At 75.1% G+C, this 18,276-nt stretch carries 10 protein-coding genes; 4 read left to right on the top strand and 6 right to left on the bottom strand.

Going from position 1 to position 18,276, the window contains the following annotated elements; all coding sequences use genetic code 11:
• Positions 1-7 precede the first annotated feature (7 nt).
• From ACZ5GT_RS11040 to ACZ5GT_RS11020, 5 genes are all read right to left on the bottom strand, one after another.
• Positions 8-2,239 (bottom strand): bifunctional glycosyltransferase/CDP-glycerol:glycerophosphate glycerophosphotransferase, encoded by a 2,232-nt coding sequence (locus ACZ5GT_RS11040; protein ID WP_469018845.1) that lies wholly within the window; start codon positions 2,237-2,239, stop codon positions 8-10.
• Between the two features lie 154 nt (positions 2,240-2,393).
• Complete coding sequence (locus ACZ5GT_RS11035) at positions 2,394-4,679, bottom strand: bifunctional glycosyltransferase/CDP-glycerol:glycerophosphate glycerophosphotransferase (protein ID WP_469018841.1); 2,286 nt, start codon at positions 4,677-4,679, stop codon at positions 2,394-2,396.
• A 152-nt stretch (positions 4,680-4,831) separates the two neighbouring features.
• Complete coding sequence (locus tag ACZ5GT_RS11030; protein WP_469018837.1) at positions 4,832-5,749, bottom strand: carbohydrate ABC transporter permease; 918 nt, start codon at positions 5,747-5,749, stop codon at positions 4,832-4,834.
• On the bottom strand, positions 5,746-7,098 hold the full coding sequence (locus tag ACZ5GT_RS11025) for a carbohydrate ABC transporter permease (RefSeq protein ID WP_469018834.1): 1,353 nt from the start codon (positions 7,096-7,098) through the stop codon (positions 5,746-5,748). The genes ACZ5GT_RS11030 and ACZ5GT_RS11025 overlap by 4 nt, the downstream gene beginning before the upstream one ends.
• A gap of 42 nt (positions 7,099-7,140) precedes the next feature.
• Positions 7,141-8,511 carry an ABC transporter substrate-binding protein gene (locus ACZ5GT_RS11020; protein ID WP_469018828.1) on the bottom strand — a complete coding sequence of 457 codons (1,371 nt, stop codon included), beginning with the start codon at positions 8,509-8,511 and terminating at the stop codon, positions 7,141-7,143.
• 310 nt (positions 8,512-8,821) lie between these two features.
• On the opposite strand from ACZ5GT_RS11020, the gene ACZ5GT_RS11015 reads away from it, so the two are divergent.
• Together ACZ5GT_RS11015 and ACZ5GT_RS11010 are read left to right on the top strand one after the other, a co-directional pair.
• Positions 8,822-9,796 (top strand): alpha/beta hydrolase, encoded by a 975-nt coding sequence (locus ACZ5GT_RS11015; RefSeq protein WP_469018822.1) that lies wholly within the window; start codon positions 8,822-8,824, stop codon positions 9,794-9,796.
• 149 nt (positions 9,797-9,945) lie between these two features.
• Positions 9,946-10,938, top strand: a complete 993-nt coding sequence (locus ACZ5GT_RS11010; protein WP_469018817.1) for a helix-turn-helix domain-containing protein — start codon at positions 9,946-9,948, stop codon at positions 10,936-10,938.
• 238 nt (positions 10,939-11,176) lie between these two features.
• On the opposite strand, the gene ACZ5GT_RS11005 is transcribed toward ACZ5GT_RS11010, so the two are convergent.
• On the bottom strand, positions 11,177-14,716 hold the full coding sequence (locus ACZ5GT_RS11005; RefSeq protein WP_469019008.1) for an FtsK/SpoIIIE domain-containing protein: 3,540 nt from the start codon (positions 14,714-14,716) through the stop codon (positions 11,177-11,179).
• Between the two features lie 353 nt (positions 14,717-15,069).
• Here ACZ5GT_RS11005 and ACZ5GT_RS11000 point away from each other — a divergent pair, with 353 nt between their 5' ends.
• Positions 15,070-16,773, top strand: coding sequence for a serine/threonine-protein kinase (locus tag ACZ5GT_RS11000; RefSeq protein WP_469018812.1), 1,704 nt, complete (start codon positions 15,070-15,072; stop codon positions 16,771-16,773).
• A gap of 203 nt (positions 16,774-16,976) precedes the next feature.
• Entirely contained in the window at positions 16,977-18,209 is a 1,233-nt protein-coding gene (locus ACZ5GT_RS10995; RefSeq protein WP_469018808.1) for a serine/threonine-protein kinase, read from the top strand.
• Positions 18,210-18,276 lie beyond the last annotated feature (67 nt).

Here is an 18,276-nt window from a genome sequence, read left to right as displayed (position 1 = left end):
GCTGACGTCAGCTCCTTACGAGGGGGGAGGCGGCCGGGGCCGGGACGCGCTCCGCGAGCGGGAGAACGGGCGGGATCGACTCGGGCGGCTCGCCGAGCAGCACCCGGCGCACGACCCGTTCGGCGGCGCGCCCGTCGTCGAACTGGCAGAACCGCTCCCGGAAGGCGGCCCGCGCCGCGGCGGCCTCCGGCCCCGCCCAGGAACCGTCGGCGAAGACCCGCGCCAGCTCGTCGGGCGTACGGGCCACCGCGCCCGGCGGGGTCTCCATCAGGTCGAAGTAGACGCCGCGGGTCTCCCGGTAGACGTCCCAGTCGTCCGCGTACACCACGATCGGCCGGTCCAGGTTGGCGTAGTCGAACATGATCGACGAGTAGTCGGTGATCAGCGCGTCGGCGGCCAGGCACACGTCCTCGGAGGAGCGGTGCGAGGACACGTCGATGATGCGGCTGATGCGGCCTTCCCTGCCGCCCCGGCCGGTGTCCGGACTGCCGCCGCGGTCGTAGAAGTAGTGGGCGCGCAGCAGCACGACGACGTTCTCGCCGGCCGCCTCGCAGAACGCCTCCAGGTCCAGGCCGGTCTCGAAGCCGGTGCGGTAGTCGCGGTGGGTGGGCGCGTACAGGACGGCCGTGCTGCCCTCCGGCACGCCCAGCTCCCGGCGCACCCGCGCCACGTCGTCCGCCGTCGCCGTCAGGTAGACGTCGTTGCGCGGATAGCCGTACTCCAGGGTCTCGTGCGCGCCGGGGAAGGCCCGCTCCCACATCTCGGTGGAGTGGCGGTTGGAGGTGAGGTTGTAGTCCCAGCGGTCCACGCGGGCCAGCAGCCTGGCGAAGCTGCCGGTCGCCGCCGCGACCACGGGGTACGCCACCTGGTCGACGCCCATCTTCTTCAGCGGGGTGCCGTGCTGGGTCTGCACGTGCACGCTGCCGGGCCGTTTGACGACGGCGTCCGCGAAGTTGGCGTTGTTGACCAGGTAGGTGGCGCGGGCCAGCACGTCCCAGTAGCGGCGGCTGCCGATCACCGCGTACTCGACGTCCGCCGGCATGGTGTGCGCCTGGTCCGGCTCCACCACCCACACCCCGCGGATGTGCGGGGCCAGTTGGCGCGCCTTGGCGTGGATCGCCGCCGGGCTGCAGGCGTAACCGCGGCCCCAGTAGGCGCAGTACACCGCGAGGTGGGGATCCAGCGGGCGGCGCAGGGCGCGCGCGTAGCGCAGCCGGGTGCGCAGCCCCTTCGGGCGTGGCAGGCGCTCCCGCGCCCCGGCCGCCGCCCGGTTGACGGAGCGCAGGGTGCGGAAGGCCGTGTACGCCCCGGCCGCCAGCAGTCGGTGCTGCACGCCGACGCTGCCGCCCGGCGGGCGGAAACCGGCCGGGCGGTGGCGCCGGTAGAGCCTGCTCGCCCGCCGGAAGAAGGCCCGGCGCCTGGCCGGCAGCCGCCGGGGATGCGCGGCGGTCTTCAGGATCACGGCGAAGAGCTGCGCGAACAGCGGCCCCGACCGCTCGGCGGGAAGCCCCAGTTCGGCGGCGCGGGTGAGCACCAGGTCGGCCTGGTCGAGCAGTTCGAAGTGGTGCTCGCCCGGCAGGGACGTCCGGCTGCCCTGCCGCCGCACCAGGTGCCGTACCACGACCCGGCGCAGCACTGCGGCCCGCTCGGCGTGCAGCGCGACCAGCCCGCCGAAACCGACGTCGGTGAAGTGGCCGCCGGGGAAGAGCAGTTCGTGCTCCAGGAGGAAGGCGCGGCGGTGGGCGGCGCTCCACGCCGGCAGCTGCACCCCGGTCAGCCGCGGCACCTGGCCGGGAGCGAAGGCGCCGTCCGGGACCGTCCGCGGCCACAGCGGCGCGGCCGGGTTGGTCGGCTCGCCCTCCCACCAGGGGGCCCGCTCGTGCTCGAAGTACAGCACGTCGACGTCGCCGGTGTCGGCCAGGCGGGCGTCGAGCGCCGTCAGCGCGCCCGGCACGAAGGTGTCGTCGCCGTCGAGGAACAGCACGTACGCGCCGGTCGCCGCCCGCATCCCGGTGTTGCGCGCCCCGGCCAGGCCGGCCGACGGGGGCGAGTGCACCGGGACCACCCGGGGGTCCCGCTCGGCGTACCGGGCGGCGACGTCCGCCGCGGGCGAGCCGGGGGCGTCGCAGACCGGGATCAGCTCGACGTCGCCGAAGGACTGCGCGAGGACCGAGTCCAGCGCCTGGGACAGCCGGCCCGCCACACCGTGGGACGGGACGATGATGCTGAAGCGGGGCATTCTGATCTTCCTGTCGATGTTCTGCACGGGCTCGGGCGCCTCAGGCGGCGCGGCCTCGCCCCGGACGCCCGGCGGGACGCCGGCTGTACGGCCTGCTCGGGGTGGGCCGCGACGGACTGGAGGGCATGCGAACTTCCCGGAGTGACAACGGCGTTCAGTGGCTGTCGGTGACGGTCAGCGGGCCGGCCGGTTGCGGCACCGTGGTCTGCGGGACGCGCGCGGGGGCCGCCGCCGACGGCACCGGGCGGCGCTCGGCGAGCGGCACGACCGGCGGCAGGTCCGCCCCGCGCTCACCCAGCACCACGTGCCGGACCACGCGTTCGGCGGCGCGCCCGTCGTCGTACGGGCAGAAGCGCTCCCGGAACTCCGCGCGCAGCCGCGCCGAGCGGGCGTCGTGCCAGCGTCCGGCCGCGAAGACCTCGATCAGCTCGTCCTCGCCGCGGACGACCGGGCCCGGCGGGGTGTCACGCAGGTCGAAGTAGGCGCCGCTGGACGCCTCGAACGCCTCCCAGTCCGCGGCGTGGATCACGATCGGCCGGTCCAGCCCAGCGTAGTCGAACATGATCGACGAGTAGTCGGTGACCAGGGCGTCCGAGGCGAGGCAGACGTCCTCGACGCTCGGGTGCCCGGTGACGTCGATGATCCGCGCGCCCCGCGGCAGCGGGCCGGTGTGCCCGGGGTGGGCGCGCAGCAGGACCACGAACCGCGGCCCGAGCCGGCGCGCGACGCGCTCCACGTCCAGGGCCGGTCGCTGGGTGCGCCGGTGGTCGCGGCAGGTGGGCGCGTACAGGACCGCCACCGCGTCCGCGGGGACGCCGAACAGCTCGCGCAGCCGCGCCACGTCCGCCGGGGTCGCGCGCTGGAAGACGTCGTTGCGCGGGGCGCCGTACTCCAGCGTGGTGTAGGCGCCCGGGAAGACGCGTTCGAAGGTCAGGGTGGAGTGGCGGTTGGCGGACAGCAGGTAGTCCCAGGTGTCGACGCCGCGCAGCAGGGCGGCGAAGTCGGTGTCGCGGGCGGCGGCCGGGCGCTCCTGGAGGTCGAGGCCCCGGTGCCTGAGCGGGGTGCCGTGCCGGGCCTGCACCACGATCTGACCGGGGCGTTTGACCAGGTGCCGGTCGAGGTCGGCGCCGTCGACGAGGTACTTGGAGCGGGCGAGCGCCGTGAAGTACCCGGCCGTGTCCGGGCTGACCCGCGGGGCGGCCCCGGGGACGGGGTGCCGGTGTCCGGGGCGGGCGACCCAGGTCGTGCGGATGTGCGGAGCCAGGGCGCGGAACGCCTCCTCCAGCGCCTCCGGGTCGCAGCCGTGGCCGCGGCCGGCGGAGGTGGAGAAGACGGCGCGGTCGGCGCGCAGGGGCAGGCACCGCTGGAAGCGGTAGTGCAGCCGGAGGCCGGCCGCTCGCACCGCCCTGAGCAGGCGCGCGGCGAGCTTGCCGGTCCTGCGGTGCGCCGCCGACGCCAGCCGCAGGGCGCGGTACGTGCGGTGCAGGCCCCAGCGGACCAGGGCGTGCCGCAGCGGAACGCGGCCGCCGGGGCTGCCGGGGCTGCCGGGGCCGCCGGGGCCGACGGGAACCCGGTAACGGCGGTAGTACGCGCGGGCCTTGCGCAGGAACTCGGCGCGGGCCTCGCGCGGCAGCCGGTCGCGCCGGGAGAACACCACGATCAGATGGTCGACCATGCGGCGGAACAACACCGGCCGCCAGCGGGCCAGTTCGGGGTGGTGCTCGACGTAGGCGAAGACGCGGTCGTACTGCTCGAAGACGTCGAAGTGCCGGCGGCTGGTGGTGGTGAGGATGTTGCCCCGGCGGCGCTGCCGGTAGTGGACGCACACCCGGTCCAGGGTGGCGAGCGACCCGGCCGCCATCAGCGCCGGGAACGTCCACGGGGTGTCCTCGTAGTAGCCGGGTGGGAAGGCGAGCCCCTCGCGCTCGACGAACTCCCGCTTGTACGCCTTGTTCCAGGCCACCATCAGCAGGCGCAGCAGGCCCGGCCGGTCCGCCAGCCGGAAGGGCGCCGGGCCCTGCTCGGTGAGCTGGGCGGCGGCCTGGTTGCGGACCGTCTCGCCCGTCCAGAAGGTGCGCGCGTAGTCGTAGACCAGCACATCCGGGTCGCCGGTCTCCGCCAGCCGGTCGGCGATCGCCCGCAGCGCGTCCGGGGCGAGGGTGTCGTCGCCGTCCAGGAACACCACGTAGTCGCCGGCCGCCCGCGCCAGACCGGCGTTGCGGGCGGGGCCGAGGCCCCCGTTCTCGGCCAGGTGCACGGGGCGCACGCGCGGGTCGCGCCGCGCGAACTCGTCGATGATCTCGCCGCAGGCGTCCGGCGAGCGGTCGTCCACCGCGATCACCTCGAGATCGGAGTACGACTGGGTCAGCACCGATTCCAGGCATGCGTGCAGATACGCCTGAACCTCGTACGCGGGGACGATGACACTGAACCTGGGCAAGGCACATCCAAGTTGGCTCGGCGCGGGGGGTCCTGCCCAGGAACGGCCAATGGAGTGACCTGGTTACGGTTTGTACGGCATACGGGGGATACCGGGTGAACGAGAGGGGGCGGGGCCGTGACGCCCCGCCCCCTCGGGCGTTGTTCACACAGTCACTTGACGGCGCCGGCCATCACGCCGGACACGAACTGCCGCTGGAACGCGAAGAACACGGCCAGCGGGATCACCATCGAGATGAACGCGCCGGGCGCCAGCACGTCGACGTTGTTGCCGAACTGCCGCACCTGCGTCTGCAGGGCCACCGTGATGGGCTGGGTGCCCGCCTTGGTGAACACCAGGGCGACCAGCATGTCGTTCCACACCCACAGGAACTGGAAGATGCCCAGGCTCGCGATCGCGGGCCCGCCGAGCGGCATCACCACGCGGGCGAACAGGCGCAGTTCGCCGGCCCCGTCGAGCCGGGCGGCCTCCAGCAGCTCCCGCGGGATCTCCGCGAAGAAGTTCCGCAGCAGGAACACCGCGAAGGGCAGCCCGAAGCCCACATGGAACAGGATCACCCCGAAGATCGTCCCGAACAGGCCGATGTTGCCGAAGAGTTCGGCGATCGGGATGAGCGCCACCTGCACCGGCACCACCAGCAGGCCGACCACGCCCAGGAACCACCAGTCGCGGCCCGGGAACTCCATCCACGCGAAGGCGTAACCCGCGAGGGCGCCGATGACGACGACCAGGACCGTCGCCGGAACCGTGATCAGGACCGTGTTCCACAGGGAGTTGGTGATGTCGCTGTTTTCGAGCAGCTTCTGGTAGCTGTCGAAGGTGATCCGCGAGGGCTCGCTGAAGACGTTCCACCAGCCGTTCGCCGCCATGTCCTCGGGGGAGCGCAGCGACGACAGCAGCAGGCCGATCGTCGGCACCAGCCAGAACAGGGCCACGACCAGGAGGAAGGCGCGCAGCACGCCGCCGCTGACCGCGCCCGCGAGCCGTGTGCCGAGCGACTCGCGCGCCTTGACGGGCCGGACGGGCGCGACGGGCGCCGCCTCGGGGAGACTTCCGGCTTCCGCGGTCATCGCCGCACCTCCCGCCGCAGCCTGCGGACGTTGAACAGCATCACCGGGATGACCAGCAGCAGCAGGAACACCGAGATCGCGCTGGCGATGCCGGGCTGGTCCTCGGAGAAGCCCTTGCGGTACAGCTCCAGGGCCAGCACGTCGGCGTCGTCCTGGGAGCTGTTCGGGGCGATGATGAAGACCAGGTCGAAGATCTTCAGGACGTTGATCATCAGGGTGACGACGACGACCGCGAGGACCGGCGCCAGCAGCGGCACGGTGATCCTGCGGAACACCTGCCACTCGCCCGCGCCGTCGACGCGGGCCGCCTCCAGCAGCTCCCGCGGGATGCCCGCGAGCCCGGCCGCGATCAGGACCATCGCGAAGCCCGCCCACATCCACACGTAACTGCCGATGATCGCCGGTGTGACCAGCGACGGGCCGAGCCAGTCGAGGCCGTTGTACGGCTCCCTGAAGTTGGACGCGGGCAGCCGCAGGCGCGCCCCGTCGGCCTTCGCGGGCAGCGTGAAGGTGCCGTCGTCCGCGGCCTTCGCCGTCGCCACCACCTTGCCGTCCTTGACGGCCTCGATCCTCATGCCGGGGTAGCCCAGCTCGGAGGCGTCGACGGCGCCGAGCTTGCCGACGCCCTTGCCGCGGGTGAAGTCCTGCCAGGTCGTGCCGGTGATCTTCCCCGGGTCGGGCTTGGCCTGTACGGCGTGCTTCGCGCTGCCGGGCATCTGGTCGGGGGCGACACCGACCAGCGGGAGGGCGACGGACTCCCCGGTGCGGACGGCCGCCTTGGTGACGAATCCGCCGCCCTGCGCCGTCAGCGGTGACTCGCGGCCCGGGTGCGCCTTCGGGAACGCGGAGGACTCGGCGAAGGTGTCGTGCACCCCGACCCACACCGCGTTCGCCACGCCCTTGTCGGGGTCCTGGTCGTAGACCAGGCGGAAGATGATGCCGGCCGCCAGCATCGAGATCGCCATCGGCATGAAGACGACCAGCTTGAACGCCGTTCCCCAGCGCACCCGTTCGGTGAGCACCGCGAAGATCAGGCCGAGCGCGGTCGCCACGGTGGGCGCGAACACCACCCAGACGATGTTGTTCTTCAGGGCGGTGCGGATGCCGTCGTCGGTGAACAGGGCCCGGTAGTTGTCGAATCCGGCGAAGCCGTCGCCGGAGGCGTTGTAGAAGCTGCGGACGACCGAGTACCCGATCGGGTAGACCACGAGCGCGCCGAGCAGCACCAGGGCGGGCAGCAGGAAGAGCGCTGCCACCGTCCTGCGGGTGCCGGTCACACTCTTGCGCGGACGGGGAGCGGAGGGTCTCGCCCCGTTCTTGGCGACACCCTCCGCGGCGGCCGACGTCATCGCCGGCTCCACCCCACTGTGACGTGTCCGGTCATCGCCCGGTCAGCCCCCGTACGCCTTCGCCGCGTCCGCCTCGAGCTTCGCCTGCGCGCCCGCCACGTCCTTCGGGTTCTTCAGGAAGTCCTGGAGGTCCTTCCACTCGCCCTTGCCGGGCGTGCCGCCGAAGGACTGCGGGGCCTGGTCGGACATGTCGAACCGGAAGTCGTCGCCGGCCGCGACGAGCGACTTGGCGATCTTCTGCTGGACCGGGTTCGGGTACGCCGAGTTCGGCACGTTCTTGTTCGGCGAGAGGTAGCCGCCCAGCTTGGCCTGGATGGTCGCCGCGTCGGGCGAGGCCAGGAAGGTGACCAGGGCCTGCGCGGCCTTGGAGTCCTTCAGGATCACGGCCGCGTCACCGCCGGAGACCACCGGCGGGCTGTCACCGACCGCCGGGAACGGGAACACCTTCGCGTCGGTGCCCACCTTCGCCTTGGTCTCCTGGATGTTGACCTGCACGAAGTCGCCCTCGTAGACCATGGACGCCTTGGGCTGGGAGCCGCCGGTGAAGGTCTGTGTGACGGAGGCGGGAAACTCCGTCTGCAGGGCGCCGGAGCCGCCGCCCGCCACGTAGTCCTTCTTGCCCCAGATCTGGGCGAGCGTGGTCAGGGCCTCCTTCACGGAGGGGTCCGTCCACTTGATCTTGTGCTGGGCGAGCTGGTCGTACTTCTCCGGGCCCGCCTGGGAGAGGTAGACGTTCTCGAACCAGTCGGTCAGCGGCCAGCCGTCCGCGCCGGCGACGGAGAACGGCGTCACACCGGAGTCGTAGACCGTCTGGGCGGTGCTCAGCAGGTCCTTCCACGTCTTCGGCTCGGAGGCGCCCGCGTTCTCGAAGACCTTGGCGTTGTACCAGATCAGCGACTTGTTGGCGGCCTTGTAGTAGGCGCCGTACTGCTTGCCGTCGACCTTGCCGATGTCCTGCCAGCCCTGGGCGTAGTTCTTCTTCAGCTCCGCCACGGCCTCGGCGCCGAGGGGCTTGGCCCAGCCCTTGTCGACGGCCTGCTTGATGGCGCCCGGCTGCGGCAGCAGCGCGACGTCCGGCGGCTGCCCGCCCGCGATCTTCGAGCCGAGGAAGTTGATGATCGGGTCCTGGGCGGGCACGAAGGTGACCTTGGCGCCCGTGCGCTTCTCGAATTCGGCCAGGACCTTCTTGAAGTTCTTCTGCTCGCCGCCGGTCCAGACGGCGGCGACCTCCAGGCTCGCGCCGTTCAGCTTCGGGAGGGTGACGGTGGAGCCCGTCTCCTTGCCGCCGCCTGTGTCGTCCTTGCTCTTGTCGTTGTCGTCGCCGCCGCAGGCGGTGAGCGACAGGGTGAGCGCCCCTAAGAGGAGCGCGGCGGCCGTCCTCGCGGCCCTGCGGTTCTTGCTCGTGCTGTGCATTCACTGCCCCGTTCTTCGATCTTCGTCGAACGACCGAGCGCTGTCCCGTCCGTCTGGTCTACGCCCGTGCGCAGGGGTCGGCAAGAGCGCCTCCCGTGTCAAGCGGCGATTCGTGACCGCGTCGTGACCGAGTGTGCGGACGGGCCTGCACACGGGAGCACGGACGGGGACGAGGAGCGCCGCTGTCACCCGCCGGGCGGCGGACAGGTACCGCCGAACGGCGGTACCCGGGCGGACGGCGGATGCACAGATCATGGGCCGCACGAGCCGCCGCGCATCCACGCTCTGCGCTCCGCGTGAGGAGAAGCCCATGACGTCCGTACCACCGCCCTTCGACCCCGAACTCGACGCCGCCCTGGAACTCGTCCGGGAGGTGATCCAGCCGGGGCTGGCCCCCGAGGACATCGAAGCCGTCCGCCAAGGGCCGGCGATAGTCCCGCTCGCCGACCTGGACCTGACCGTGGGCGGGGCTTTCGAGGTGGAGGACCGGACGGTGCCGGGGCCCGACAACTCCCCCGAGATCTCGCTGCTGATCTGTCGGCCCACGTCACCGGCTCCGGACCGCCCGCGTCCGGTCGTCTACTACGTGCACGGCGGCGGCATGGTTTTCGGCAACAACCGCGTCGGTGTGGACGTGGCCCTGGACTGGGCGCGGGAACTGGACATGGTCGTGGTGTCCGTGGAGTACCGACTGGCTCCCGAACACCCGCATCCGGCGCCCGTCGAGGACGTGTACGCCGGCCTGCTGTGGACGGCGGAGCACGCGGGGGAACTGGGCGCGGACCCCGAGCGGATCGTGGTCGCCGGGGCCAGTGCGGGCGGCGGCCTCAGCGCCGCGCTCGCCCTGCTGTCGCGTGACCGGAAGGGACCGCAGCTGCTCGGCCAACTGCTGATGTGCCCGATGCTGGACGACCGCAACGACACCTTCTCCAGCCACCAGATGGCCGGCCTCGGCGTCTGGGACCGCACGGCCAACGAGACCGGGTGGACGGCCCTGCTCGGCGAGCGGCGCGGCGGCCCGGCCGTCTCCCCCTACGCGGCGCCCGCCCGTGCCGAGGACCTGTCCGGGCTGCCGCCGGCCTTTTTCGACGTGGGTTCCGCCGAGACGTTCCGGGACGAGGCCGTGGCCTACGCCTCCCGGATCTGGCGGGCCGGCGGGGTCGCGGAACTGCACGTCTGGCCGGGCGGTTTCCACGGCTTCGACGCCATCGCGCCGCAGGCCGCACTGTCCAGGTCGGCCCGGGCGGCCCACCGGGACTGGCTGCGCAGGCTGCTCGCGGAGTAGTGCCCGGCCGGGCCACCGCCCCGGACCACCACTGTCTCAGCGGCATTCGAACCCCCACGGAGCTCGCGGAGCCGTCGCCGACGGCGGAACCGCAGCGGAGGCCGTACACCCCTCTCCTTGCCGGTGCTGGAGTGGCGCATCATGGCGGTATGAAAGAGCTGGCCGGACGCCTGACCGCGCTGGACCCGGACGCCGGTGCCGCCGTGCGGGTCATCGCCTACTTCGACCGGCTGGCAGAGTCGCGGGCCGGGGTGGAGGCGCTCGTGCGCGGCGCCGCGGTGCTCGCCGGGGTGCCCGCGCGGCTCGTCGACGCCGACCGGCGGGTACGGGTCCGGGTGGAGCCCGACGGCACGCGCCGGGACACGGAGCTGCCGCCGGATCCTGACTGGCCGTCCACCGCGCTCACACCCGACGGCGTTCCCGCGCTGTGGCTGGAACGCGCCGGTGCTGCCCCCAGCGTCGTGGACGCCGTGATCCTGGAACGGGCAGCCGGCGCAGTACGCGTCGTGCTCGACCGTACCCGCGGACGGGCGCCGCTCGACGATCCCGCGCTGGTCGAGACCCTCCTGGACGCCACGGCCGCCGAACCGGCCCGGCTGCACGCAGCCCGCCGCCTCGGCCTCGGTTCCGCGGCCTCGGCCCGTGCTCTGGCCACGCCCGGGGGCCGGCCTCGGGTGCTGTCCGCGTCCGCGGACGCGGACGCGATTCCGGCCGGCCGGGTGGGGATCGGACCCGCCGTGCCCGTCCCGGACCTGCCCCGCTCATGGGCGGCGGCCCGCACCGCGCTGCGCTTCACCGCGGACGGCACCGCGCAGGACCCGGGCTCCCGCGTCGTGTACGCCGACGAGCTCGGTGGCCTCGCACTGCTGGCCGCCCTCGTGGTGCCAGGGGCTGAACCACCGCCGGACGTCTACGCGCTCGAGGCGGCCGCCGGCGACGCTCCGTGGCTGCTCACCACCCTGCACGCGGTCGCCGTCACCGGGAGTCTGCGGGCGGCGGCGGCCGAGGCGAACGTCCACCACTCAACCCTCCAGGACCGGCTGGCCCACGCCGAGCACCTGCTGGGTTGGCCGGTGCGCACGCCCCAGGGCCGACTGCGGCTGCACCTGGCGCTGACGATGCGGCGGCTGGCACGGCCGTAGCGGCGCATCTCGGGTAAGGGGAGCGCATCGAGGCGATCGGCGCCGCCCCTGACCCTGCACCGGCCGTCGGCCCCAGCGCCATGGCAGGGCCCGACCGGCCGGGCACGGGGCGGATCGACGGCCGGAGCCGTGGGCGCGCCCGGCGGGTCCGGCGGGCGTGGCGAGCCGGACGGATGCCGGACGGATGCCGGTCGGGTGTCGGTCGGGTGTCGGACGGGGTGCGGGTGGTCGGCCGGGGCTACAGCAGTGACGGGACGTGCGCCGCCGACACCTCTCGTGCGGCTCTCTCCAGCGCGCTGGCGAGCAGGGCGAGGTCAGTCGGGCCGTTGCCCAGTTCCCGTACGGGGCGGCGGGCGGGCGGGTCGCCCATGCGCTGCCACTCCAGGGGGACGACCGTCGGGCGCAGCGTCGCCGTCCGGGGTATGCGGCCCGTGACCCGGCCGCCCTGGAAGGCCGTGGCCCGTCCGTCCGCCCAGGTCAGGTGGCCCCGGCCGGGAGCCGGCTGGTCCGGTCCGGCGCCGGGCGCGTCCAGCGTCACGCGCAGGCCGGCCCGGCGGGCCGGTTCGGTCTCCGCGGTACGGCCGCCCGGCCCGGCCGCCGCCACCAGGTGCACGCCGAGCCGCTCGCCCTCCCGGGCCACCGCCTCCAGCGCCCGCATCACCGAACCGGCCGCGGGCCGGCCGGGTGATCCCAGCGCGGGGGAGACGAGGGCGTCCAGGTCGTCGACGACCACGACCAGCCGGGGCAGCGGTGGCGGCGCGTCCTCCGCCCGCCGGCGGGCGGCTGCCGGGCGCAGCCGCAGGGTCGAGCTGGGCGGGGTGTCCAGGTCGGCGGCCCCGGCCCCGGCCCCCGCCGGACCGGTGGCCCGGCCTCCGGCCGCCACGGCCGCCGCGCCAGATGCCACCGCGGCGGTGCCGGCGGTGGTGCCGGGCGCGGCGGCGGGTGCGGTGCGGGCCGTCGCCGCGCGCTGGGGGACGATCCGGCCCGCCGCCGCCCGTCCGGCGTGCCACTCGTCGAAGTCGCAGCGGCCCAGCAGTTCGGCCCGCCGCTTCAGCTCGGCGCTCAGGGACTGCGCGAACTCCCGCATCCGCACGGGGTCGTTGGCGGTGAGGTGGGTGGTGACGTGCGGGACGTCGGTGCACACGCGCAGGCCCTCGCCGGGCCCGCCGGGCGCGCCCGTGCCGTCCCGGCCGTCGATCAGGACGATGGCCAGCCGGTCGGGGCGTTCGGCGGCGGCGAGCGAGGCGACCACGGCCCGCAGCAGTTCGGTGCGTCCGCTGCCCGCCGGTCCCTCGATGAGCAGGTGCTGCCCGTCCGCCGCGAGGTCCGCGCTGACCGGCCCGCGCGGACCGGCGCCGAGCACGGCCCACGCCCGCCCGCCGAGCGAATCCGCGTCGTCCGCCGCGTCCGCCCAGCGCGCCATCAGCGACGCCGGGGTGGCCCGGGCCAGCCCCAGCTCGTCCAGCAGCCGTGCCGCCTGGGGCAGCGGCACGGACACGCGGGTGTGCCGCTCGGCCGGGGAACCGTCCAGGCGCAACGGCGCGAGCGCCCGCGCGAACCGCTCGGCCCACGCGAGCGACACGGCGTCCACGGCGGCCGTCGTGCCGGGGCCCACGGGGCCGGCGTGCGCCGGGGCGGGCGCGGCGGAGCGGCCGGGGGCGGTGGGGCGGTCGCCGGGGGCCGGAGCGGTCCGGGCCACGCGCATCAGACGCAGCGCCGTGGCCACGTCGCCGCTGAGCAGCGCGACGGCGCCGCAGTCCCGGAACACCGGGGCCACCGCGCACGCCGCCTCGTAGGTCTCGGTGACCGGCGAGGCCGTCGGCGCGGACTCCGTCTCGGCGAGGCACACGACGTGTATCCCGGCCGCCGGTCCCGCCAGCGCCAGCCGCGTCACCGCCTCGCGCACGGCGGTGGATCCGGGGTCGCCGTCTACGACCACCACGGTGTACGGGCCGGTGAAGCGGTCCGCCGGGTCCTCGTCGTCGTCCCGGGCCCAGGACGGGCGCCGGGAGGCTGCGGCGAGACCGGGGGCCGGGGCGGCCGGCCGGGCTCCGGGACGGGCGTCCGCCGACCGGTCCTCCAGGCGCCGGATCAGCTCGTCGGTGCGCGCCGAGGCCTGGTCGTGGTCGTAGGCGAGCAGGAGACGGCAGTCCTGGCCGTGTGCGGGGCGCACATGGGGGAGCCAGCCGAGCCAGGACCACTCCGCGGCGCGCTCCTGCACGGGGCGGGAGCGGTCCGCGCTGATCAGGACGATCTCCAGCAGTTCGGGGGAGTGCAGCGCGGCGAGCTGGGCCACCACCGCGCGGGCCAGCCCGGACAGGCGCGCGCGGGGGCCGGCCAGTCCCAGGGCGCCGGCCTCGCGCAGGTTCGCGGTCACCGGCACGGCGGGCAGCAGGCCGGAGCCGTCCGGCGCCGCCCGGTCGGCCGTGCCGAGCCGGACGGTGAGCGTCTCCGGGTGTCCCGGCCCGCGCTCCCACAGCCGGGGGCCCGGACCGAGCGCCGTCAGCAGCAGCGCCGCCGGGTCCGGCCAGGTCTCCGGCAGCCGGGAACCGCCGGCGGGCGGGGGCGCCGCCGCGCCGGGGGCGTCCTGGGCGCCGTACGCCTCGCCGGCGGCCGCGTCCTGCTCGCCGCGGCCGCCGGCCAGCCGCCGGGCCCAGGCCGTGAGTCCGCCGCGCCTGCGCGCGCCCTGGGCGGCCGTGCCGCCACGCGCGCGCCCGCCGTCGTCCACCGGGCTCTGGTCCGCCGAGCCGTGGTCCACCGCGCCGTAGTCCATCGGGGCGTGGTCCGCCGGGCCGCGATGCGCCGCGTCGTGGGCGGCCGGTGCGCCCGGGTGCCGGGCGACCGCGCCGGGATGGCCGCCGTGGGTGTCCCCGGCCGTCCCGGCCATGTAGTGGGTCGGCCCGGACGGTGGCGGCGGGCTGCTCTCGATCCGCGGCGCCCCGCCCTGCTCCGGCACCACCGGGGCGTGGCCCTGGGCGCCGGGCGCCTCCCGCAGGGCCGCGGCCGTACCGCCGCCGTCCGCCACGCGCGCGTGGGACGCCACCGGAGCCTGCGCGGCGGACCCGGACCCGGCCGGGCCCGCGCCGGCCGGCGCCGGCCGGTCCGCCCCCGAGGGCACCCGTATGTGACCCTCCCCGTCCGGGGCGGTCACCACCCGCTCCTGCGGCCGCGCGGCGGGGGCCAGCCGCAGCGCCGACTCGCCGACCCGCAGCAGTCCGCCCGGGGCGAAGGGCACCGGGCGGGCGCCGACGCGGGCGCCGTCCAGGACCGTGCCGTTGGTGGAGCCGAGGTCGGCCACCGATACGCGGCCGTCGGCGGCGACCGTGACCGCGCAGTGCAGCCGGGAGACGTCCGGGTCGTCGAGCGGGACGTCGGCGTCGGCGGAGCGGCCGACGCGGATCTCGCCGCCGTGCAGCAGGTGCACCCCGCCAGCGTCGGGCCCGGCGACCACGTGCAGCTGGGTCGGGGCGTCGGCCGGCTCCGGGTGCGGTTCGGGGTCGGCGGGGGCGCCCAGGGACAGCACCGCGCCGTCGATCAGCGGAGGCTCGCCGAGGGTGCTGCGGCGGTCGTCGAGGCGCTCGGCGCCCGTGTACAGCACGGGGACGCCGCCGGACGCGGCCGCGCTCCCCTCGCCGGAGACCGCCGAGGCCAGCGCCGACGCCACCGCGGCCAGGGCCGTGCCGGCGGGTGCCGTGACCAGCACGTCGCGGCTCGCGGTGCGGCCCCGGGCCCGGTCGGGCGGGCCCAGCGGGTCAACGACGGTCAGCCGGATCTGCATCGCCGTCAGCGGTCCCTTCTGCGCGGGCGCGGACTTCCCCCCACCCCACACGAGCACATCGGCCAGTACTGCAGGCATCCTCGCACCTGCCGCCGACAACACGCCCGTCCCCGGAAGGCAAGTGATCTTGATTGGTCGGCTCTGCCCGCAAAAGTGCCTGACGGCCGCCCTCCCGGCGACCGCTTGAGATCGGTCACGACCGCTTTCGGCAACCGACGGACCGGGTCGAGCGTCTTTCCTTCGCACAGGCGCGGGAATCTCGTACGCGAGACGCCGGTGCGAGGACCGCCGGTGGCGCCCTTCGCGCCATTACAGTGGGTCGGAACGTAAGCAAGCAGCAGGGAGCCCATGACGTGCGGCCGGTAGGGAGCAAGTACCTGCTCGAGGAACCGCTCGGACGCGGCGCCACGGGCACCGTCTGGCGAGCCCGCCAGCGCGAGACCGCGGGGGCCGAGGCCGCCGTGCCGGGCCAGCCCGGCGAGACCGTCGCCATCAAGGTCCTCAAAGAGGAACTGGCGAGCGACCCGGACATCGTGATGCGCTTCCTCAGGGAGCGCTCCGTCCTGCTGCGGCTGACCCACCCGAACATCGTCCGGGTCCGCGACCTGGTCGTCGAGGGCGACCTGCTGGCGCTGGTGATGGACCTCATCGACGGTCCCGACCTGCACCGCTACCTGCGCGAGAACGGTCCCCTCACCCCCGTGGGCGCCGCCCTGCTCACCGCCCAGATCGCCGACGCGCTGGCCGCCAGCCACGCCGACGGGGTGGTCCACCGCGACCTCAAGCCCGCCAACGTCCTGCTGGCGCAGGCCGGCGGCCAGATGCACCCGATGCTGACCGACTTCGGCATCGCGCGCCTCGCCGACTCCCCGGGCCTGACCCGGACCCAGGAGTTCGTCGGCACGCCCGCGTACATCGCGCCGGAGTCCGCCGAGGGCCGCCCGCAGACCTCCGCCGTCGACATCTACGGCGCCGGCATCCTGCTGTACGAGCTGGTCACCGGCCGCCCGCCGTTCGCCGGCGCCACCGCCCTGGAGGTGCTGCACCAGCACCTCAGCGCCGAACCGCGCCGCCCCTCCACGGTCCCCGACCCGCTGTGGACGGTCATCGAGCGCTGCCTGCGCAAGAACCCCGACGAACGGCCCGGCGCCGAGAACCTCGCCCGCGGCCTGCGCGTCGTCGCCGAGGGCGTCGGCGTCCACGCGAGCAGCGCCCAGATCGCCGCCGCGGACGCCGTCGGGAGCCTGCTGGCCCCGGACTCGTCCCCGGCCGCCGTCCCCGGCTCGGCGGACGCGACCCAGGTGCTGCAGCACGGCGCGGGCGCCTTCGACCCGAACGCCGCGACCAGCTTCCTGCCGCACACCGGCGCCCCCGGCCCGGCGGGCGCCGCGGACCCCACCGCCGTCCTGCCGCAGACCGGCGCCGCCGATCCGACGGCCGTCCTGCCGCCGGTCCCGCAGGGACAGCCCGGGCAGCCGGACCGGCCGTCCGGCGACCCGGAGCAGCCGCACCCCTGGCAGAGCCAGCTGCGCGCCGCCCGCGACCGCAACGAGCAGACCCAGGTGCAGTACCTCGACCCCGGCGAGGATCCGCTGCGCCGCCGCCCCCAGCGCCAGGTCGCGCGCCCGCAGCAGCCCCAGCAGCGCCCGCAGCAGCAGCGCCCCCCGCAGCCCGGCCCCGGCTACGGCTACCCGCACCAGCCGCAGCAGTACGCCGGCCCGCCCCAGCAGTACGCCGCCCCGCCGCAGCACCAGCGCCCCCGGCAGCAGCAGCCGCAGCGGTACGCACCCGAGCCGCAGCAGCCCGCCCGCGAGCCCCGGCAGCCGCGGCAGCGCAGCGCCAACCCGATGAAGATCCCCGGCCTCGGCTGCCTGAAGGGGTGCCTGTTCACCATCCTCATCCTGTTCGTCGCGAGCTGGCTGATCTGGGAACTGAGCCCGCTGCAGGACTGGATCGGCACCGGCAAGGGCTACTTCGCGCAGCTCAAGGACTGGTTCGACACCGTGTCCACGTGGATCGGCGACCTGGGGAGCTCGGTCTCCGGCAACGGCGCCTGACACCCCGGGCGCGGGGGGCACCGGACGGGGTGCCCCGAATCGGGGTGCGCCGGACCGCGCTGCGCAGGACCGCGCTGCGCCGGTCCGATGACGCGTCGGACTGGGGATTTGTCGACTTCTGGCGGGTGATTTCCGTCTCCGCGGTGAAGGCCGGCTCCCCGGACGCGTAGTTTTGGCGACAACACGCGTCGGTAGGAGCAGTCTTGGCACGGAAGATCGGCAGCCGGTACACCGCCAACCAGATCCTGGGGCGGGGCAGCGCCGGCACGGTGTGGCTGGGCGAGGGGCCGGACGGTCCCGTGGCCATCAAGCTGCTGCGCGAGGACCTGGCCTCCGACGAGGAGCTCGTCGGGCGCTTCGTGCAGGAGCGCACCGCGCTGCTCGGTCTGGAGGACCCGCACATCGTCTCCGTCCGCGACCTGGTCGTGGACGGCAACGACCTCGCGCTCGTGATGGACCTGGTCCGCGGCACCGACCTGCGCACCCGTCTCGACCGCGACCGGCGGCTCGCGCCGGAGGCGGCGGTCGCGATCGTCGCCGATGTCGCCGACGGGCTCGCGGCGGCGCACGCGGCCGGGGTCGTGCACCGGGACGTGAAGCCGGAGAACGTGCTCCTCGACATGCAGGGCCCGCTGGGCCCGGGAGGCGCCCACCCCGCGCTGCTGACCGACTTCGGGGTGGCGAAGCTGATCGACTCCCCCCGCCGGACCCGCGCGACGAAGATCATCGGCACCCCGGACTACCTGGCGCCGGAGATCGTGGAGGGCCTGCCCCCGCGGGCGGCCGTCGACATCTACGCCCTCGCCACGGTGCTGTACGAGCTGCTGGCGGGCTTCACGCCGTTCGGCGGCGGCCATCCCGGCGCGGTGCTGCGCCGCCACGTCACGGAGACCGTGGCCCCGCTGCCCGGCATCCCGGACGAGCTGTGGCAGCTGATCGTGCAGTGCCTGGCCAAGGCGCCTGCCTCGCGGCTGCGGGCCTCGGAGCTCGGCGCCCGGCTGCGCGAGCTGCTGCCCATGCTCGCGGGGATGCCGCCGCTGGACGTCGACGAGCCGGACGTGGAACCCGCCCCTCAGGACGCCCCGCCGCCGGAGCCGGCGCCCGCGGGCGGCACGCGCCGCGGCGCGGTGCCACTGGTCCCGGGCTCCCGGCCGGCCGACTCCAACCGGGACACGCACACCTCGATGCGGGTGCCGGGGCCGGACGAGCTGGCCGGCGGCGCCCGCGGCACGGCCCGGGTGCCCAGGGCCGCCGGAGCCCCGCGGCCCGGTTCGGCGAGGCACCGGGCGATCGCCCGGCGGCGCCGGATCGTCCTCGGAGCGGCGGCCCTGCTCCTGGCCGCGGCGGCCGGGGTCGGCACCTGGCTGGCCGCGTCCGGCGACGACGCGGGCGCCACCCCGGGGGACCCGGGGACCTCGGTGCCGGCCGCCCCGTGACCGGCCGGGCCCGGGTGCGCCGTGGTCACCGGCGCTGCCCGGTTGGCGGAACAGTTACGCTGGAGGC

The sequence above is a fragment of the Streptomyces sp. NPDC031340 genome, from assembly GCF_055569945.1.
The sequence above is the reverse complement of the archived record's forward strand: the minus strand, read 5'-3'. Positions and strand labels throughout refer to the sequence as shown.

What these genes read in the sequence shown, in the direction of transcription:
- ACZ5GT_RS11040 (WP_469018845.1), bottom strand. Translation starts at nt 2,239, where the DNA reads ATGCCCCGCTTCAGCATCATCGTCCCGTCCCACGGTGTGGCGGGCCGG.
- ACZ5GT_RS11030 (WP_469018837.1), bottom strand. Translation starts at nt 5,749, where the DNA reads ATGACCGCGGAAGCCGGAAGTCTCCCCGAGGCGGCGCCCGTCGCGCCC.
- ACZ5GT_RS11025 (WP_469018834.1), bottom strand. Translation starts at nt 7,098, where the DNA reads ATGACGTCGGCCGCCGCGGAGGGTGTCGCCAAGAACGGGGCGAGACCC.
- ACZ5GT_RS11020 (WP_469018828.1), bottom strand. Translation starts at nt 8,511, where the DNA reads ATGCACAGCACGAGCAAGAACCGCAGGGCCGCGAGGACGGCCGCCGCG.
- ACZ5GT_RS11015 (WP_469018822.1), top strand. Translation starts at nt 8,822, where the DNA reads ATGACGTCCGTACCACCGCCCTTCGACCCCGAACTCGACGCCGCCCTG.
- ACZ5GT_RS11010 (WP_469018817.1), top strand. Translation starts at nt 9,946, where the DNA reads ATGAAAGAGCTGGCCGGACGCCTGACCGCGCTGGACCCGGACGCCGGT.
- ACZ5GT_RS11005 (WP_469019008.1), bottom strand. Translation starts at nt 14,716, where the DNA reads ATGCAGATCCGGCTGACCGTCGTTGACCCGCTGGGCCCGCCCGACCGG.